Below are 16,752 nucleotides of genomic sequence, written 5' to 3'. Positions count from 1 at the left end.
AGCGGCCATAGAAATAGCAGCGCGGGCCGGGTTTCCTCTGAAAATCGCCGCCAAGATCGACAAGGTGGACCAGTCGTTCTGGAAGGAAAGGGTCGAGCCGCAAGTGCTGCGGCATTCGAACGTGGAGTTCATTGGCGAGATCGATGAGCGGCAAAAGGCGGATTTTCTGGGCAATGCGATAGCGCTTTTGTTTCCGATCGACTGGCCGGAACCCTTCGGGCTCGTAACGATCGAAGCAATGGCCTGCGGTACGCCGGTGGTTGCGTTCCGGCGTGGCGCCGTCCCGGAGATCATCGATGACGGTGTGTCTGGATGGATCGTGGATACGGTGGAGGAAGCTGTGGGCGCGCTCCGGCGCATAGACAGCCTCGATCGCGCACGAGTGCGGCAGACGTTCGAGAAGCGGTTCACGGTCGAGCGCATGTGCAGCGATTATGTGGCACTCTACCGGGCACTCACGAGCGCCACGGCAGACACAGCTGCCCCCACAAACGAGCTCTCCAGAAATATCGCGATGGTGGCTGTGCCGGGCTGAGGAACCGACTGATCCACATGCAAACCACGACGGTGGAGTCCGGGATTGTCTGTAGGTCTTGTCGCCGGGCGCGGCGATCGCGCCAGAAGCCTTTGATCAGCAGCAAGCCTTCCGGGGCCATGGCTTTTGCGAGCGCTGGCGCACTGCCGCCCAGTCCGGATTGACGCGCGATACTTTCGCTGCAAAGGTGCTTTAACGACTTGTTTACCATGCGTCGGTCAGGGGTGGGGGAATTTGGAACGGTTTCTGGGCGCGAACCGCCTTAATTGGGATGATCGGGCCGAACTGCACTCGACCGACACAACGGGCAGCTACCACATCGAGAATGTGCTGGCCGGCGGATCCAATCTCTATGAGCTGGAAACGCGCGAGCTCGGCGATATCGCCGGCAAGGATATCGTCCACCTGCAGTGTCACATCGGCCTCGACACGATCAGCCTAAAGAATCTCGGCGCAGGCAGCGTGACCGGGCTCGACTTTTCACCGACGGCGATCGTGGCGGCGCGGGATTTTGCTGCGAAGGCAGGCACCGACGTACGCTTCGTGGAAGCGCCACTGTTCGAGGCGGTGGAAGCGCTCGGTCGGACCTTTGACATCGCATACGTTACATGGGGCTCGGTAAACTGGCTGGACGACGTGTTCCGTTGGGCGCGGGTGGTTGCCGACCTTCTGAGACCAGGCGGCCGCCTCTACATGGCCGAGGGCCATCCATTGATGTTTCAGTGCGATCGAAAGGCCGCGGCCCTGGAATTGAAGCACGACTGGCGAACGCCGATAGCTCGGCCGCTCGCCTGGAACGAGGAACTGACCTACACCGGCGATGATCGCATCTTGAAGCATCCTCGCTATTATGAGTGGATTCACCCGATCAGTGACGTGGTGAATGCGCTGATTTCAGCTGGTCTGACGCTCGATTTTCTCAATGAGCATGACACGGTTTCGTGGCAGCACTTTTCATTTGCCGTGCGGGCCGGCAAGGATATGTACGGCCTGCCCGAGAACTCTCCCAAGATACCGATGGCCTATTCCATTGGCGCGACGAAGCGCAGCGTCGGCAAGATACCATACCTTGTGTCTCCCAAGTCGACTGAGGGGCACTAGTCCAGGTCGACGCTCTTAAGTACTCGGGGTCGGAGCGTCGACGTGTGCAATCGCGCTCGCGCTCTCGATCTTCCGAGCAAGCCTGGTCCAGCTGGCCTCTCTGTCGCTCCGCTTCCACAGACGAGCGCCTTGAGATGCGCAGAAACGGCGGCCGGCCGCCGTTTCCTGCTCCCATCAGATCTCCTCGCGAATAATTGACAGACGCTGGATCGCCGGCGCCAGCGCATCTCAACCGGTGGGACCATGTCAGAGGAAATCGGCAGCTGGCTCCAACCGCTCGGGTCTGCAACATCAGCAACGGTCGGAAAGTGCAAAAGCTCTAAGGAGCGTGAAGGTCAAATTAAACATTGAACGCTAATGTTCCTCATCGGGTCGACCCGGGAACCTGAAATGGCACTTGAGGAATCGCCTATTGGCTTTTTTCCGCGCTAGGTTCGGCGGCATCAAGGAGGTCGTCTTTTCGTCGGCAAATATTCCGGCGGCGATCGCGCTTGTCGTCATACTTATCAGCGCAGCGTTCGCGGAGCACCAGAACAAAGTCGTCTCGGACCAGGCCGTCCGTGCGGACGTACTGACCAAGGTCAATCTCATCCGCGCCAAGCTCGAAGGCAATATCAACGGAAACCTTCAACTCGTGCGTGGATTGGTCGCCGCGGTCGTGACCGAGCCCTATATGGGACAGCAACGCTTCGCCTCGCTGGCGAGCAATCTGTTTGGCGCCGACTCGCAATTGAACAATATTGCCGGCGCGCCCGATCTGGTCGTTTCCCTGATGTACCCGATGGAGGGTAACGAGCAGGCGATGGGCCTGGACTACCGCAAGAACGAGCGGCAACGTGCGGCTGCGCTAAGGGCGCGAGATGAACGCAAGCTGGTGCTTGCCGGTCCCGTCGAGCTGAAGCAGGGAGGACAAGGCTTCATCGGCCGCTTTCCGGTTTTCGTGCCGAGCGCGGGCAACACGGAAAGGTTCTGGGGCATCATTTCCGCCGTTGTCGACGTGCAGCGCCTTTACAGAGCGAGCGGCATGCTTGACGACGATCTCGGGATCGACGTCGCCCTGATTGGCAGGGACGCCCTCGGTCACCGTGGTGGTCAATTCTACGGCAATGAGGAGATCAGCAAAAGCGATCCGGTGACGGCTGACGTTTTGCTTCCTTCCGGCTCGTGGCAGCTCGCTGCCATTCCCAAGAACGGCTGGCCTTCGACGCCAAGTAATGCATGGTTGCTGCGCGCGATCATGGCGACGGCCGGAGCCTTGGTTGTGTTCCCCTTCCTGGTCACCGGTCGTCTGATAGGCGAAAGACAGCGCAATTATGCGGAATTGCGCCGATTGTCACGACGCCTTGAACTCGCTCTGGAAGCTTCGGCTATTGGAGTTTGGGAACACGATCTCGCGACCAACGAGCTTACATGGGATGAACGCGTCAATGAAATATATGGCAAACCAGCGGGGGAGCACCGGGGCTACACGGACTGGGCGGGAGCAATCCATCCAGATGATCTGGCTGGCGCCAACGCAGATTTCGATAGGGCGGTGGCCAGCGGACGACCATATTTGTCGGAGTACCGGATTGTGCGCCCCAATGGCGAGGTCCGTCATGTCCGGTCCAAGGCGATCCTTTACCGGGCCGCAAACGACACCCCAAAAATGATCGGCGCGGAATGGGACGTGACTGCCGACGTCCTGCTGAACAAGGATCTGGTTCGCGCAAAACAGCTGTCCGAGTCGAAAAATGCAGAACTCGAGTCGGCCAAGGCGCGTATAGAGCACATCGCGCTTCATGACTCGCTGACCGGCTTGCCCAACCGGCGTTACCTCGACCAGGTACTGGAAGACTACGCGGCAAACGCCAGGCGCTCAGGCGGGCGTGCGGCACTGCTTCACATCGATCTGGATCGGTTCAAGCACATCAACGATACGCTGGGCCACGCCGCCGGTGATGCGATGTTGGTTCACGCGTCGACAGTCCTCAGATCGAAGGTCGGCGACGAAGGATTCGTCGCCCGCATCGGAGGAGACGAATTCATCGTTCTGTGCGTGGTACGCGACGATACCAAGCAACTGGCGCTGCTTGCCGATCGGGTCATCAGCCAGATGCGCGAACCGGTCTATTATCAGGGCCATCGGTGCCGTTTTGGCGTCAGCGTGGGAATAGCTGTCGACAACGGAAAAGATGTCGAAGCCAAACACCTGCTGGTGAACGCCGATATTGCGCTTTACCGAGCAAAGAGGCGTGGGCGCAATCGATACGAATTCTTCACCGACGCGATGCAAAGCGAAATCGTCGATACAAAGCGGATTGCCGACGAAATTCTCGGCGGCCTCGAGCGCAACGAGTTCATCCCCTTCTACCAGCCCCAATTTGACGCAAAGACGCTCGAAATCGTTGGGGTTGAGGCGCTGGCGAGATGGCGACATCCAGTAAAGGGTATTTTGGCGCCCGACGTCTTCCTGAGGATTGCAGAAGAACTGAACGTCGTCTCGATCATCGATCAAGCCATATTGAAGCAATCGCTTTCGGATTTCGAACAGTGGTCCGCGGCAAAACTTAACATTCCACGGGTGTCGGTCAATGTCTCGGCGAGGCGCCTTCAAGACGAAGAGCTCATCAAGAGCCTGCGAGAACAAAATATCAAGAAAGGAACAGTTTCGTTCGAGCTCGTTGAGTCGATTTTCCTGGACGAGAACGACGATCTTGTCACCTGGAACATCGAGCAGATAAAAGAATTGGGGATTGACGTCGAAATAGACGATTTTGGTACCGGCTACGCTTCGATGGTCAGTTTGCTGAAGTTGCAGCCTCGCCGGCTGAAGATAGATCGGCAGCTGGTTACCCCAATCGTCAAATCGCCGCAGAGAAGACAGGTTGTCTCGTCGATCATCGAAATCGGCAAGTCGCTGGGTATCGAGGTCGTGGCGGAAGGTGTCGAGACGATGCAGCACGCACGGCTACTCAAAGGCCTCGGCTGCGACATATTGCAGGGTTATGCCTTCGGCCACGCGTTCGATTCCGAGGGACTTAAGACCTTTGTCCGATCGCGGCGCCTGCGCACGGCCAGCTGAGCCTCGGCGCCGGAGTTTACCGACCCGACCCGCCTCGACCGTTGCGGTATATGTGCGCACAGCGGCCAAAGCTGAAACAACAAACCTCAAACCAGCAGCAGGCCCTTCATGCTGGAGTGGCCTTTCCTGCCGATGATGATGTGGTCGTGAACGGCAATGCCAAGCGGTTTGGCCGTCTCGATAATCAGCTTGGTCATCTCAATGTCGGCGCGACGGTGTCGGGTCGCCCGACGGATGGTTGTGCATCACGCTCAGTCACGCTGGATCACGGTGATACACGATGGAGCAAGGTACCGTGGGCGGATACTGCAAGCCAAAGGCGGGCATTGAGCTGGGGCAGGGGATTGGTGTTTGCATTAGAGGCGGCCAGATGGGATGACTCGTGCTCATCCTATTTGACATGCAGCATGTCATTCTCGAACAAGAACTTGCACCGCTTGTGGACGCTTTCACCGACGCAATGGCGTCTTGATTTGGGCCGCAACCTGACCGTCCGTGATTGGGAGCCACATGGCGACGCTGCTGTTCCGCTATTGAGCCTCGACAAGCGTCCTACGGACCCGCGGCGTCGAATTCAATCGCAAATCCCGCATCGATCGCGCTTCGCGCAATGAGATCGCCAAGTTCCCAATCCGTGAGTTCGCAAAGCGGAAATACTCCCCTTACGGCGTGACTAACCTCGGATATCGAAATGCACGGCCTGACGACACCGTCGATCAGGTAGCGGACAATCACTTGGCGAACGTCCGACAAGGTAGGCCTCTGCGCGAGCGCGGGCATATATGGCCTACGAATGGAGCCGTGGCTCTACGCCATCGGCTGTTTTTGCATCGAAAGCGACGGGCACACCGTGAATGATGGATGCCGCTGCCAGCAACTCCTCCAACTCGTGGTCGGTAGCCTTGCATGCGGGCATGAGAGTTCTGATAGCGCGGATCGCCTGTGCGATGGACAGGAACTGGGCCTTGCCTCTGGAACGGACATAGGCCTCTGCCGCCTTTTCAACCGTGACTGTGTGAAAAGTGCTGGTCATCGAGAATGCCTCCCTAAAACCCTCAACACGATTTACGGCACGAATTCGGCAGCCTGCAAGGGTTTGTCCGATCCCGGACAATCAGGCGGATGCTAGGCCGAAGTGACTTTGCTCCTCCTCTCCGTAAGCACCATGTGTGAGTTGGATCATTCCAACGCGGTCGACAATCGTGATCTCGCCGCGCTTGGCGTGAACCAGCCCCCGATATTCAAGCATTTGGAGGGCGGTGGTGACACCGGGTCGCCGGGCGCCAAGCATGGTCGCCAGGAATTCATGCGTCAGGTAGATCTTGTTGCCTTCGACGCGGTCTTGGACCATCAGCAACCAGCGGGCTAACCGCTCCTCGATTTTCGAATGGCCGTTGACCAGTGCCCGTTCGGGACGACTGGACGAGGAACGCGTGGGCATAGCGAAGCAGTGACTCGCGAAGGGACTGGCTTGCCGCAATCGCAGAGCGAAGAGCTTCAACCGGGACGATCCAGCCATTGCCTGCGACCTGGATATAAGTTTCATTGGGAGACCTGTCCTGGCCGAGGATAACGGCAACCCCTGTCATGCCGTCGTGGCCGACGATGCCGACTTCGCTTTGCCGCCCACCGGTCATAGTGGCGACCACCGACGCGATGCCCATCTCCGGGAAATACACACGTTCGATCGGCTGATATGAGTCTTCAAGACGGGCTTTGATGTCCAGTTCGACGTGATGCAGTGCGGGCTGCAATAGCGCGAAATCCTCTGGGGAGAGGGTTTTCAATACATGGTTGCGAAGAAGGGATCGGGGCATGGCTCTCTCCCTGACGGGCAAGAGCACTTACCTCTTACTGTCGGCTGCATCCGAAGGATCTGGCGGCCGATACAGCGAGCATAGGCTTCAAATGCGCGATTGGCAAAGAATCCGTCGCTGGCGAAAGGCTGGGGAAGCCAGCTCCTTCGGTGAAGGCCCGTCGGCGATGGGCGCTTCTTATGACGGCGGTTACTAATGTCCAGAAAGGGCGGTTTGCGGACAGGCCGCTATCGTGAAGAGTTTCGGGCGCCGGCAGGCGTACGAAAGTCCCCGAGGAAGGAACCCGCGGGCCACAGGTGACGGCTATGGAGATTTCGGATTTCGGCGGATGTCGGCGAGGGCGCGATTGCCGCGGGGAAGCGCCGGGATGGATGCGGACGGGCCGCTTCGCCTTCCGGCCACGTGGCGTTGTCGGCTCGTCGCGCAGCCGGATGCGCGCCCTGCGGCGTCGATGAACATCGCGAGCGCGTGTGGATCCGATGCCGGAGGCTGAGCGCCTGCGGCTGGAGGCTGGATCATGCCATGCCGGGTCATGGCGTGTGGCTCCCGGTCGATGGGGAATCGTGTGGGGGTCCGCGCGGTTGCCTCCACCGTTCGAACACCTCGATGACGATCATGCGTCCGCCGCAGCACGGGCATGGCGGGCGGAAGTCAGTCGGTTCTTCCGGAATGTTGTCATCGGGCGGCGGCGCGACGCTCAGCAGTTCGCGCGCGAGCGCGAGGCTGGCCTTGCGGGAGCCGCCGGCGAGTAAGCCGTAGTGCCGGATGCGATGGAGCCGTGTGGCAGGACATGGAGCAGGAAGCGGCGGATGAACTCGTCGGTCGCGAGCACCATGACCTGCTGCCGGTCGGCGCCGTCACGGCGGTAGTCCTTGTAGCGGAAGGTGACGCTGTTCTTGTCGAAGGCGATCAGACGGCTGTTCGAGATCGCGACCCGGTGGGTGTAGCGCGACAAGTAGGCGAGCACCGCCTCCGGTCCTGCGAACGGCGCCTTGGCATAGACCACCCAGCGCTTCTTCAGGACGGGAGCAAGATGGCGCAGGAAGGCCCGGCGATCCGCCAGGTGCGCTATTGTTCCGACGAAGGCTAGCCGCCCGGCGTCGTGCAGCGCGATCAGCCTGTTGAGGAACAACCGACGGAACAGCTTGCCGAGAACCCTCACCGGGAGCAGGAAGGCCGGGCGCGACGATATCCACCGGCTTCCGTCCGGCGCGATGCCGCCGCCCGGCACGATCATGTGCGCGTGCGGATGATGCGTCATCGCCGAGCCCCAAGTGTGAAGGACGGCGGTGATGCCGATGCGCGCGCCGAGATGCTTTGGATCCGCCGCGATCGTCAGCATCGTCTCCGATGCCGCCTTGAACAGTAGGTTGTAGACCGCCGCCTTGTTCTGGAATGCGATGGCGGCGACCTCGGCGGGGAGCGTGAATACGACGTGGAAGTAGCCGACCGGCAGCAGGTCGGCTACTCGCTCGGCGAGCCATGTCCGCGCGGCCGCGCCCTGGCACTTGGGACAATGCCGGTTGCGGCAGGAATTGTAGGCGATGCGCCACCGGCCGCAGTCCTCGCAGGCTTCGACATGCCCGCCGAGGGCTGCGGTGCGACATTGCTCGATCGCAGACATGACCTTGAGTTGCTGCAGGCTCAGATGACCTGCATAGACGGCCCGATAGGCGGGCCCGGCGGCACGGAAGACATCGGCGACCTCGACAGAGGCGCGCACGGCTCAGCCGTCGGGCGAGATCTCTCCCGGCTTGAACAGACCGAGCTTGTCGAGCGGGCTCGTCACCGTTCGCACCGTGCGGGTCGCCACCTTGGTATAGAAGGCGGTGTTGTTCAGCTTGGCGTGCCCGAGCAGGACCTGGATGATCCGGATGTCGGTGCCGTCCTCCAGCAGGTGGGTGGCGAAGCTGTGGCGCAGCGTGTGCGGCCCGACCCGCTTGGCGATGTCGGCGGCCTGGGCCGCCTCGACGACCACGCGATAGAGCTGCCGCGTGCTGATCGGCTTCATCGGATGCTGCCCCGGAAACAGCCAGCCGTCGCGGTGCATCACGCCCTGCTGCCGCCCGACCTTCCACCATTGGCGCAGCAGCGCGAGCAGGTCCTCTGACAACATGGCGTTGCGATATCGCCCGCCTTTGCCGCGCTCGACGCGCAATAGCATGCGCTCGCTGTCGACGTCAGCGACCTTCAGCATCGACACCTCGGCGACGCGCAGCCCTGAGCCATAGGCGACCGAGAGCGCGGCCTGGTGCTTGAGGCAGGTGGTGGCGTTGAGCAGCCGGGCAACCTCGTCGCGGCTCAGGACCACGGGCAGCTTGCGCGGATGCGCCAGCCGGACGAGCTTGCGCGCCAGATCGGGACGATCGACCGTATGCGTGAAGAAGAAGCGCAGCGCCGACACGATGCTGTTCATGGTCGGCACGGGAACGCCGCCGTCCTGCTGCTCGATCTGGAACCGGCGCAAGTCGTCGGTGGTTGCTGTGTCTGGTGAGCGCCCAAGGAATGTCGCCAGACGTCCGATGTCGCGGAGATAGTTGCGTTGCGTCTCCCCCGAGAAACGCCGCATGTTCATGTCGTCGATCAGTCGCTGGCGCAACGGGCTGATCGAAGCTTCGAGAACTGGATGAGGCATGGTCAGGCTCCTTGTTGAAGAAGCCTGTGATGCTCTGCCGCTGCCGAACCCCGCTCAACGCAGGCGCGACGTCCGGTTCGTGATCTCTACCTCGTCCCCACGCGCCCATCCCGCGCAGCGGGTTCGTTCCACGGGCAGCAACGGTTAGATTGCTGCCGTTCGGTCCCGATAAGGGATGTTCAGTGCGGCTGCCCCCAATGCCAACTTGGACGGCGCCACTGCGGAATGCTGTTCAGTATCCTCCCTATCGCCTCTGGCATTGGCATGCGGCGTTTCTCCCTGCCACGGCTGAAGCGGAACAAGGTCGCTGCTCTGGATAGGTGGGGCTTGAGTTTTCTCGGGCTGGGCATTCGGCCACCGATGACGTCGCTGGGCAACATGGTTGGCGCGCGGCGCGACTATCTTGGCAATGCCTGGTGGATCGCCGCGTTCCCCGGCATCGCGATCGTCGTGACGACGCTCGCGATCAGTCTTGTCGGCGATTGGCTGCGCGACCGGTTCGACCAGACCCTTCGATAAAATCCGCAGCGATGATTGCGGTTGCAGCGGCGCTGGCGATGGCCAGTTGAAGCCGCGCCGCTGGCGGTTCTGTCCCGCATGCTTTCCGCGGGACCCATCAATACCCGCATTCCTACAATGAATTTGCTGCCCGAGGAAAGAAAACGAAAATAAGCGAACACAATTGATGAATGCGAGGAGACGAATGACGGCAGAAGCGAGTACGACGGGCAAACAATGGCTCCAAGCGATCCGGGCCGACAGCCTGCCCGTCGATGACGCGACGCGTATCGAGCACAACGGGTCCTGCATCGCGATCTTCAATCTGGCGGGCAAGTTCTACGCAACCGCCGGCGTTTGCACGCATGCACACGCTTTCCTCTCGGAGGGCTATATCGATGGGCAGACCATCGAATGCCCACTGCATCAGGGACTGTTTCATATCCCGACCGGCACACCGCTTTCACCGCCCGTAACCGAGCGGCTGAGGACCTACGAAACCAAGGTGAAGGACGGTTACGTCCACGTCCTGGTGGAAGGAGGAGAATGACCACGACTTCTTCGGGACATGTCCCGGGCTGAAACCAAAATATGGGAGGAGAACCTTAAATGCTAAAGCTATCACGACGTCATCTGTTGAAGACAGCCGCCGCACTTTCCGTGCTTGCCGCGGCACCTGTGGGAATCGCACCGGCGTTCGCGGGAGACTCTGTTCACACTGTCCTCAACGGCCTGATCAAGAAATACTCCGACGAAGCCAAGGCCGGCATGTCGAATGGCGAAGTCAGCGCATTGTTCGAGAAGGACGGTTTCCGGGATTATCTCGACGTCTACCCGGTGGGCGATCTCGCCGGCGGGTTCGTCTGGAAACCCGGCATGGGCGCCAGCTTCACCGGTCCCTACAGCAAGCTCAAGATCAAATCGCCCTTCACCGATTACCTGCCGCTGCCGGAAGGGCCGGTGCTCGATGCGAACAAGAAATACCGGATCGGCCTCGTCTTTCACGGGTTCAATCATCCCTGGCTGATCAGCCTCGCGGACACCGCGGCTTGGGAAGCGGCGCGCCATCCCAACATCGAACTCGAAGTCATCGATGCCGAGTTCGACGACAACAAGATGGGCCAGGTGATCGATACCTGGATCGCCAAGCAGTATGACGGCATCGTGCTGTGGCCGAACCGCGAGGCGCCCATGGGGCCGCCGGTCGACCGCGCCATCGCGGCCGGTATCCCGGTGGTCAGCCTCGATCGCCGCACCTCATCCGAGCAGATCAGCTCGGAGGTGCTCGGCAACTTCTATGCCAACGGACTGCAACAAGGCCTTTACCTCAGGCATGCCGCGCCGGACGGCAATATCGTTTTCAACCGCAAGGATCTCGGCAGCACCGCGGATTCGATCCGCACCGGCGCCTTTCTTGAAGCGATCGGCAATACGCCGGGCTACAAAGTGCTGGCCAATTACCATACCAACAGCCAGCGTACGCAAGCCTTCAAAGCGACGGCGGATGCCCTCCAGGCATTCAAGGATATTTCGGTGTCGTTCAACACCGGCGGCGAGGAAGCCATGGGCGCTCTCGACGCGATCCGCGAAGCCAACCGGCTGAACAGCGCGCCGGGTGGCAAGAAGATCATCATTCTCGCCAACGACGACGCCCGCGAGGTGCTGAAGGAGATCAAGGCCGGCAACATCGAGATGGTGTCGCCCTACACGCCACTGATCGGCGACATCGGCATCCGCGCCGTCGTCATGCATATCGGCGCCAAGGCGGGTCTCAACGAAGCGCCGCCCAAACTTATCATGACGCCGAACCTGCCGATGATCACCAAGGAGAAGATGAACATCGAAGGCATCGAGACACTGACTCCGGACGAATGGCCCTACGCCTACGGTCCGGAAATCTCGGGCTGACGGCCGCTCCCAAGCCGCCTGCCGGAATCCTGACGCGTCGGGATCCGGCAGGCCTTGACCCAATCAGGCAGGCATGGTGCGACACAATATGAGCATTCTCGAAAACAAGGTCGCCGAGCCGGTTTCCCCCGCGCGACCGGCCGGCGCCCGGCGGCACCCGGGCGCCGGCGATATGAGCCGCGTCGCGGTGCTGGTCGCTCTGCTTATTGCGGGTCAGGCGATCGCGCCCTCGTTCCTTTCCCTTGCCAACATCCACGTCATACTGCTCGCCGTGGCGGGGATCGGCATCATGGCCTATGGCATGACGCTGGTGGTCATCACGGGAGAGATCGACCTGTCGGTCGCGGGCGTCGCCGTCCTTTCCTGCGTCGTCGGCGGCCTGCTGATCCCGACCGGATCGGCAACTCTTGTGATCGGCGCGACCTTGCTCGTCGGCTTCGGTGCAGGCTTGGCCAACGGCGTCCTGGTCGCCGCTTTCGGCATTCCTTCGCTGATCGCGACACTTGGAATGCTGGGCATCAGTCGCGCCGTCGCCAACATTGCCTCGGGTGGGCAGGCGCTCTATCCGGAAGGCCTCCTAACGTATCTATGGCTTGGCCGCGGAGCCTTCGCCGGCATTCCCGTTCCTGTATGGCTGCTTCTCGTGCTGGGTGCGGCGGCGATCGCTCTGACCAAGTATTCGATCTTCGGCCGTGCGCTTTTCGCAACCGGAGGCAATGCAACCGCCGCGGCGCTGTCAGGCATCAACATCGTTGCCGTTCGCGTCACTGTATTCGTGATCTCAGGCGTCTGCGCCGCACTTGCCGGCATGCTTGAAAGCGCGCGCCTGTCTTATATTAATCCCGCCGGCTTCGAAGGCATGGAACTATCGGTGCTCGCGGTGACCGTTCTCGGAGGCGCGGCGCTGGCGGGCGGCGTTGGGTCGATCAGCGGAACCTTCGTAGCGACCATGATCATTGGCATCGTCAACAACCTTCTCAACCAGCTCGGCGTCAGCATCTACCTGCAACAGGTGGTCACAGCAGCGGTCATTCTTGCAGTGGTCTTGCCGGGCATGTGGCAGCGCGGGATAGCGAAATGAGCGTCGTCGGTGTTTCAGGAGTTTCCACGTCGCGCGTTGCTCCCTTCCTGCAAGGATTGGCGCGCGAGCCGATCGTCTGGCTGATCGTAATGATTTTCGCCGTCGGCGCGTTGACATCCGAGTACTATCTCACCGCGCTGAACCTGGAGAACCTGATGCGCAACGTCGCCGTCATCGGGCTCCTGTCGCTGGGTATGACTGTCGTGCTGCTCACAGGCCGCATCGACCTTTCCGTCGCCGCCCTGATGATCTTTTCGGTCGTCGTCGGTGTCATCGTCATGACCGAGATCGGCCCGATGCTGGGCGGTCGCTGGCTGGTGCGCGGCAATACCTATGCCGGGCCGATCATCCCGGTGATCCTGATCGCGCTGGCGACGGGCACCATGGTCGGCGCGGTCAACGGCATCGGCATCGCCTATTTGAAGGTACCCTCCTTCATCATGACGCTCGTGTCGCTGACGGCGCTGCGCGGTTTCAATTACGTGCTCACCAACGGTCATCCCTACTATCTCAAGGCGCCGCTCTACGGCTGGATCGGCGACAGCAAGGTGGCGGGCATTCCGGTCAGCTTCCTGATCTTCCTTCTCGTGCTTCTTGCGCTGATCGCCTTCGTCAACGGCACGGTCCGCGGCGGCCGTTTCTACGCCATTGGCGGCAATGAGAAGGCCGCGCTCTATGCGGGTATCAAAACACAGCGTTACGTGGTGCTGGCCTATCTCATCAGCGGGTTCTGCGCCGCCGTCGCGGGCATCGTCTTCACGGCGCGGCTGAAATCCGTCGATGCGCCGCTCGCCGCCGGCTACGAATTGACCGCGATCGCCATTGCCGTCATTGGTGGCACCGCATTGGCAGGCGGCGTCGGCTCGCCCTGGCGCACGCTGCTCGGCAGCGTCGCCTTCGCCGCCGGCCTGAACCTGCTCGCCATCTGGGGCGTCGGCAACTGGTATCAGAACCTGGCGATCGGCATTGTCCTTATCGCATCGGTCGGCTTGTCGAGGACGAGCCGCAAGAAGACGCATTCATAGCCATTCAAGGGAGAGCGATCACATGGGCGGACATCTTACGCTCGGCATCGATATCGGCACGACCAACGTCAAGGCGGCAATCCTCGACACCAATACCGGAAAGGTGGTGGCTTTCGGCTCGCAGGAGCATCCGCTGTTCCATCCGTTTCCGGGCTGGGCGGAACAGGAGGCGTCGAACTACTGGAGCGCCGTCGTATCCGCCGTCAGGCAGTGCCTCGAACAAGGCCGATTCGCCGACGATATCGCCGCGGTGGCGTTGTCCGGCCTGGTTGGCGTCACGCTGCCAGTGAGCGACCAGGGCAAGCCGCTGCGCGCTGCCATGATCTGGATGGATTCCCGCTCGGAAGAGGAGTGCGACGACATCCGCCGCAGTGTCGGCGAAGCGACGATCAACAAGAATAACGGCAACCGCGTCGCGCCATGGTTCATCGATCCCAAGGCGCTGTGGATCAAGAAGCACGAGCCGCATATCTTCAACGCAACACATAAGTTCCTGTCGCCGTCCGGCTATTGCACTTACCGCATGTGCGGCAACTTCACGATGAACACCGGCGACGCCGGACTGGCCTACGCCTACGAATACCAGAAGGGGTGCTGGAACGAATCCATCGCCAAGGCGATCGGCATCCCGCTGGAGAAATTCCCGCGTCTTTATCAGTCGCATGAAGTGGTCGGCGAGGTGACCAAGCAGGCGGCCGAGGAAACCGGGCTGCGTCCCGGCACCATAGTTGCGGCCGGCGGCACCGACATCAGTTCGGCGGCGCTCGGCGTTGGCGTCACCACGGCGGGCGAGGCCTACTATTCCATGGGGACAGGATCAAATCTCGGCATCATGATCCCGACCGAGCAGGATGTTCACGAATATCGCATCCTGAAATGGCCGCACGTGCTGCCCGGCCTGACCATGTTCGACGGGCCGATGGCCTTCACCGGCGCATCGCTGAAATGGTTTCGCGATCAGTTTGGCGATTCCGAGTTCCGGCTGGCCGAGCGCATGGGCCATAATGTCTTTGACCTGTTCACGGAGCAGGCCAAGCAAGTGCCGGCCTGCTCCGATGGCCTGCTCTACCTGCCATATCTCGGCAACACGCTGTCGCCCAACTGGAACAGCAGCGCCGCCGGGGTCTTTTTCGGTGTGCGGCCAACGACGACACGAGCGCATTTCATTCGAGCGCTGATCGAAGGTGTCGCCTTCGATCTCTACTCAAATGTCCGTATCGCCAATGAGGCGGGCGTGAATGTCGACGGGCTCATCCTCAATGGGGGCCCGACGAAGAGCCGGTTCTGGAACCAGATCACCGCCAGCGTGGTCAACCTGCCGCTGAAGGTGCCCGACATCGGCGAAGCCGCCCCGATCGGCGACGCAATCCTCGCTGGCGTCGCGGCGGGCCTCTACAAATCGCCGACCGAGCCGCTCGGAAGCATCGTGCGCATCAAGGAGACGATCGATCCCGATCCGAAATTGCACGAGCGCTACCACGAATTCTTCGAGGTCTGGTCGTCGGTCTATCAGAACCTGCGCGGCGACATGGATCGCCACCGGATGCTGCTCAACAAGTACCATTCGGGATGACCGCGATGGGCGCCCCGCTACTCGAACTCAAAGCCATTCGAAAGACGTTTCCGGGCGTGCTGGCGCTCGCCGACGTGACATTCGATCTTAACGCCGGCGAAGTGCATGCATTGGTCGGCGAGAACGGCGCCGGCAAATCGACGCTGCTTTCGGTAATGAACGGCCTGACCGCAGCCGACAGCGGCGAAATCCTGATCGAAGGCAACCCGGTGGTCCTCGGCGACCCGACGGCGGCGCTGGCGAAGCGGCTGGCGCTGGTCCATCAGGAACTGGTGCTGTGCCCGAATCTCAGTGTCGCAGAAAACATCTTTCTCGGCCGCGAGCCCGCGGGTCGCATGGGCGGGAACAATCGTGCGGCGCTCAATCGGATGGCGAAGGAACTGCTCGACGAAATCCACGTCAGCCTCGACCCTTCGCGGCCGGTCGGCGAACTCAGCTTGAATGAGCAGCAGATTGTCGAAATCTGCCGGGCCCTTGCAAGTCGGCCGCGCGTGTTGGTGTTCGACGAGCCGACCGCCTCGCTGAATGACGACCAAGTTCGTCACCTGCTGGACATAATCCGCAAGCTCAAGGCGAGCGGCCTCGGCATCATCTACGTCTCTCACCGGCTGAGTGAGGTTCTTGAGATATCGGATCGCGTCACCGTGCTGCGCGACGGCCGCGTGGTTGGCACGCGCGCCATGGCGGAGCTGGACGAGGCAGCGCTTGTCTCGTTGATGGTTGGGCGCGAACACAAGCCTGGCCAGACGGCCTACAGGGAAAGACGGCACGGCGCCGTTGCGCTGGAGGCCAGGGCCATCGGCAAGGCAACGGTCTTCGACGACGTGTCGCTTGAAGTCCGGGCGGGCGAAGTCGTCGGCATTGCCGGCCTGCTTGGCTGCCAGCGCGAAGCGGTTGTTCGCGCCATCTTCGGCGCGATGTCGATCGACCGCGGCGAAATCCGGGTGCGAGGCAGGCCGGTGGCGTTGCGCTCGCCTCGGGACGCTATCGCGGCGGGCATCGGTTTCATGCCCGCCGACCGCAAGAGGGAGGGGCTGATCCTGCCGATGAATGTCGGCGACAATCTCGGCATGACTATCCTGCGCCGGCTCGGCCGTTTGGGCTTCCTGAAACGCCGGCAAAGAAATGCAACAGCCAATGATCTCATGCAAAAGCTGGCGATCAAAACCAGTGGGCTGTCGCAGCCGGCCTCGCAATTGTCCGGCGGCAACCAGCAGAAGATCGTCATCGGCAAATGGATCGCCCACGGCGGCGACATCGTGATTGCCGAAGATCCGACTCGGGGCGTCGATGTCGGCGCCAAGTTCGAGATATGGCGCGCAATCCAGGATCTCGCGAAGGAGGGCAAGGCCATCCTGCTGCTGACCACCGAACTGCAGGAGATGATGGATGCCTGCGATCGAATCCTGGTGATGAGCCGCGGCCGGGTGACCGGACACTTTCACCGCGAGGAGTTTTCGGCGGAGGCCATCGCTCATTGCTTCGTCGTGTGAGGCCGAAGCGATAGCGCCATGG

At 61.3% G+C, this 16,752-nt stretch carries 13 protein-coding genes and 3 pseudogenes; 10 read left to right on the top strand and 6 right to left on the bottom strand.

Annotated features, from left to right (window positions below):
* The 3 genes from NKI19_RS13195 to NKI19_RS13185 form a co-directional block, all read left to right on the top strand.
* The coding region (locus NKI19_RS13195) for a glycosyltransferase (protein ID WP_352951141.1) at window positions 1-535 on the top strand (535 nt) is incomplete at its 5' end.
* A gap of 234 nt (window positions 536-769) precedes the next feature.
* The gene (locus tag NKI19_RS13190; protein WP_352492772.1) at window positions 770-1,636 is read left to right on the top strand and encodes a class I SAM-dependent methyltransferase; all 867 of its coding nucleotides are present in this window, start codon (window positions 770-772) and stop codon (window positions 1,634-1,636) included.
* Window positions 1,637-2,120: 484 nt separating this feature from the next.
* The gene (locus tag NKI19_RS13185) at window positions 2,121-4,700 is read left to right on the top strand and encodes a bifunctional diguanylate cyclase/phosphodiesterase (RefSeq protein ID WP_352492782.1); all 2,580 of its coding nucleotides are present in this window, start codon (window positions 2,121-2,123) and stop codon (window positions 4,698-4,700) included.
* Between the two features lie 86 nt (window positions 4,701-4,786).
* Here NKI19_RS13185 and NKI19_RS13180 read toward each other — a convergent pair.
* The 6 genes and pseudogenes from NKI19_RS13180 to NKI19_RS13155 form a co-directional block, all read right to left on the bottom strand.
* Window positions 4,787-4,949: pseudogene (locus NKI19_RS13180) on the bottom strand (JAB domain-containing protein); the annotation flags it as partial.
* A 538-nt stretch (window positions 4,950-5,487) separates the two neighbouring features.
* Complete coding sequence (locus NKI19_RS13175) at window positions 5,488-5,733, bottom strand: hypothetical protein (RefSeq protein WP_352565266.1); 246 nt, start codon at window positions 5,731-5,733, stop codon at window positions 5,488-5,490.
* Between the two features lie 81 nt (window positions 5,734-5,814).
* Entirely contained in the window at window positions 5,815-6,051 is a 237-nt protein-coding gene (locus NKI19_RS13170) for a helix-turn-helix domain-containing protein (RefSeq protein WP_352565268.1), read from the bottom strand.
* On the bottom strand, window positions 6,005-6,517 hold the full coding sequence (locus NKI19_RS13165; protein ID WP_352565270.1) for a Crp/Fnr family transcriptional regulator: 513 nt from the start codon (window positions 6,515-6,517) through the stop codon (window positions 6,005-6,007). Before NKI19_RS13165 ends, NKI19_RS13170 begins: the two co-directional genes overlap by 47 nt.
* A 530-nt stretch (window positions 6,518-7,047) precedes the next feature.
* A pseudogene (locus NKI19_RS13160) lies at window positions 7,048-8,240 on the bottom strand (IS91 family transposase).
* A 3-nt stretch (window positions 8,241-8,243) separates the two neighbouring features.
* Window positions 8,244-9,152 carry a tyrosine-type recombinase/integrase gene (locus tag NKI19_RS13155; RefSeq protein WP_352565272.1) on the bottom strand — a complete coding sequence of 303 codons (909 nt, stop codon included), beginning with the start codon at window positions 9,150-9,152 and terminating at the stop codon, window positions 8,244-8,246.
* 324 nt (window positions 9,153-9,476) lie between these two features.
* Between NKI19_RS13155 and NKI19_RS13150 the strand changes: the two are divergent.
* From NKI19_RS13150 to NKI19_RS13120, 7 genes and pseudogenes are all read left to right on the top strand, one after another.
* Window positions 9,477-9,671: pseudogene (locus tag NKI19_RS13150) on the top strand (ABC transporter permease); the annotation flags it as partial.
* 184 nt (window positions 9,672-9,855) lie between these two features.
* Window positions 9,856-10,200: a non-heme iron oxygenase ferredoxin subunit gene (locus tag NKI19_RS13145; RefSeq protein WP_352565274.1), complete on the top strand. Its 345-nt coding sequence runs from the start codon at window positions 9,856-9,858 to the stop codon at window positions 10,198-10,200.
* A gap of 59 nt (window positions 10,201-10,259) precedes the next feature.
* Window positions 10,260-11,558 (top strand): sugar ABC transporter substrate-binding protein, encoded by a 1,299-nt coding sequence (locus tag NKI19_RS13140; protein ID WP_352565276.1) that lies wholly within the window; start codon window positions 10,260-10,262, stop codon window positions 11,556-11,558.
* Between the two features lie 88 nt (window positions 11,559-11,646).
* Window positions 11,647-12,639: an ABC transporter permease subunit gene (locus NKI19_RS13135; protein ID WP_352565278.1), complete on the top strand. Its 993-nt coding sequence runs from the start codon at window positions 11,647-11,649 to the stop codon at window positions 12,637-12,639.
* Entirely contained in the window at window positions 12,636-13,664 is a 1,029-nt protein-coding gene (locus NKI19_RS13130) for an ABC transporter permease (protein ID WP_352565279.1), read from the top strand. Before NKI19_RS13135 ends, NKI19_RS13130 begins: the two co-directional genes overlap by 4 nt.
* A 22-nt stretch (window positions 13,665-13,686) precedes the next feature.
* On the top strand, window positions 13,687-15,237 hold the full coding sequence (locus NKI19_RS13125; RefSeq protein WP_352565281.1) for a xylulokinase: 1,551 nt from the start codon (window positions 13,687-13,689) through the stop codon (window positions 15,235-15,237).
* A gap of 5 nt (window positions 15,238-15,242) precedes the next feature.
* Window positions 15,243-16,730: a sugar ABC transporter ATP-binding protein gene (locus NKI19_RS13120; RefSeq protein ID WP_352951140.1), complete on the top strand. Its 1,488-nt coding sequence runs from the start codon at window positions 15,243-15,245 to the stop codon at window positions 16,728-16,730.
* Window positions 16,731-16,752 lie beyond the last annotated feature (22 nt).

Source organism: Mesorhizobium sp. M0751 (assembly GCF_040320265.1).
In the GTDB taxonomy this organism is placed as follows: Bacteria; Pseudomonadota; Alphaproteobacteria; order Rhizobiales; family Rhizobiaceae; genus Mesorhizobium.
The sequence above is the reverse complement of the archived record's forward strand: the minus strand, read 5'-3'. Positions and strand labels throughout refer to the sequence as shown.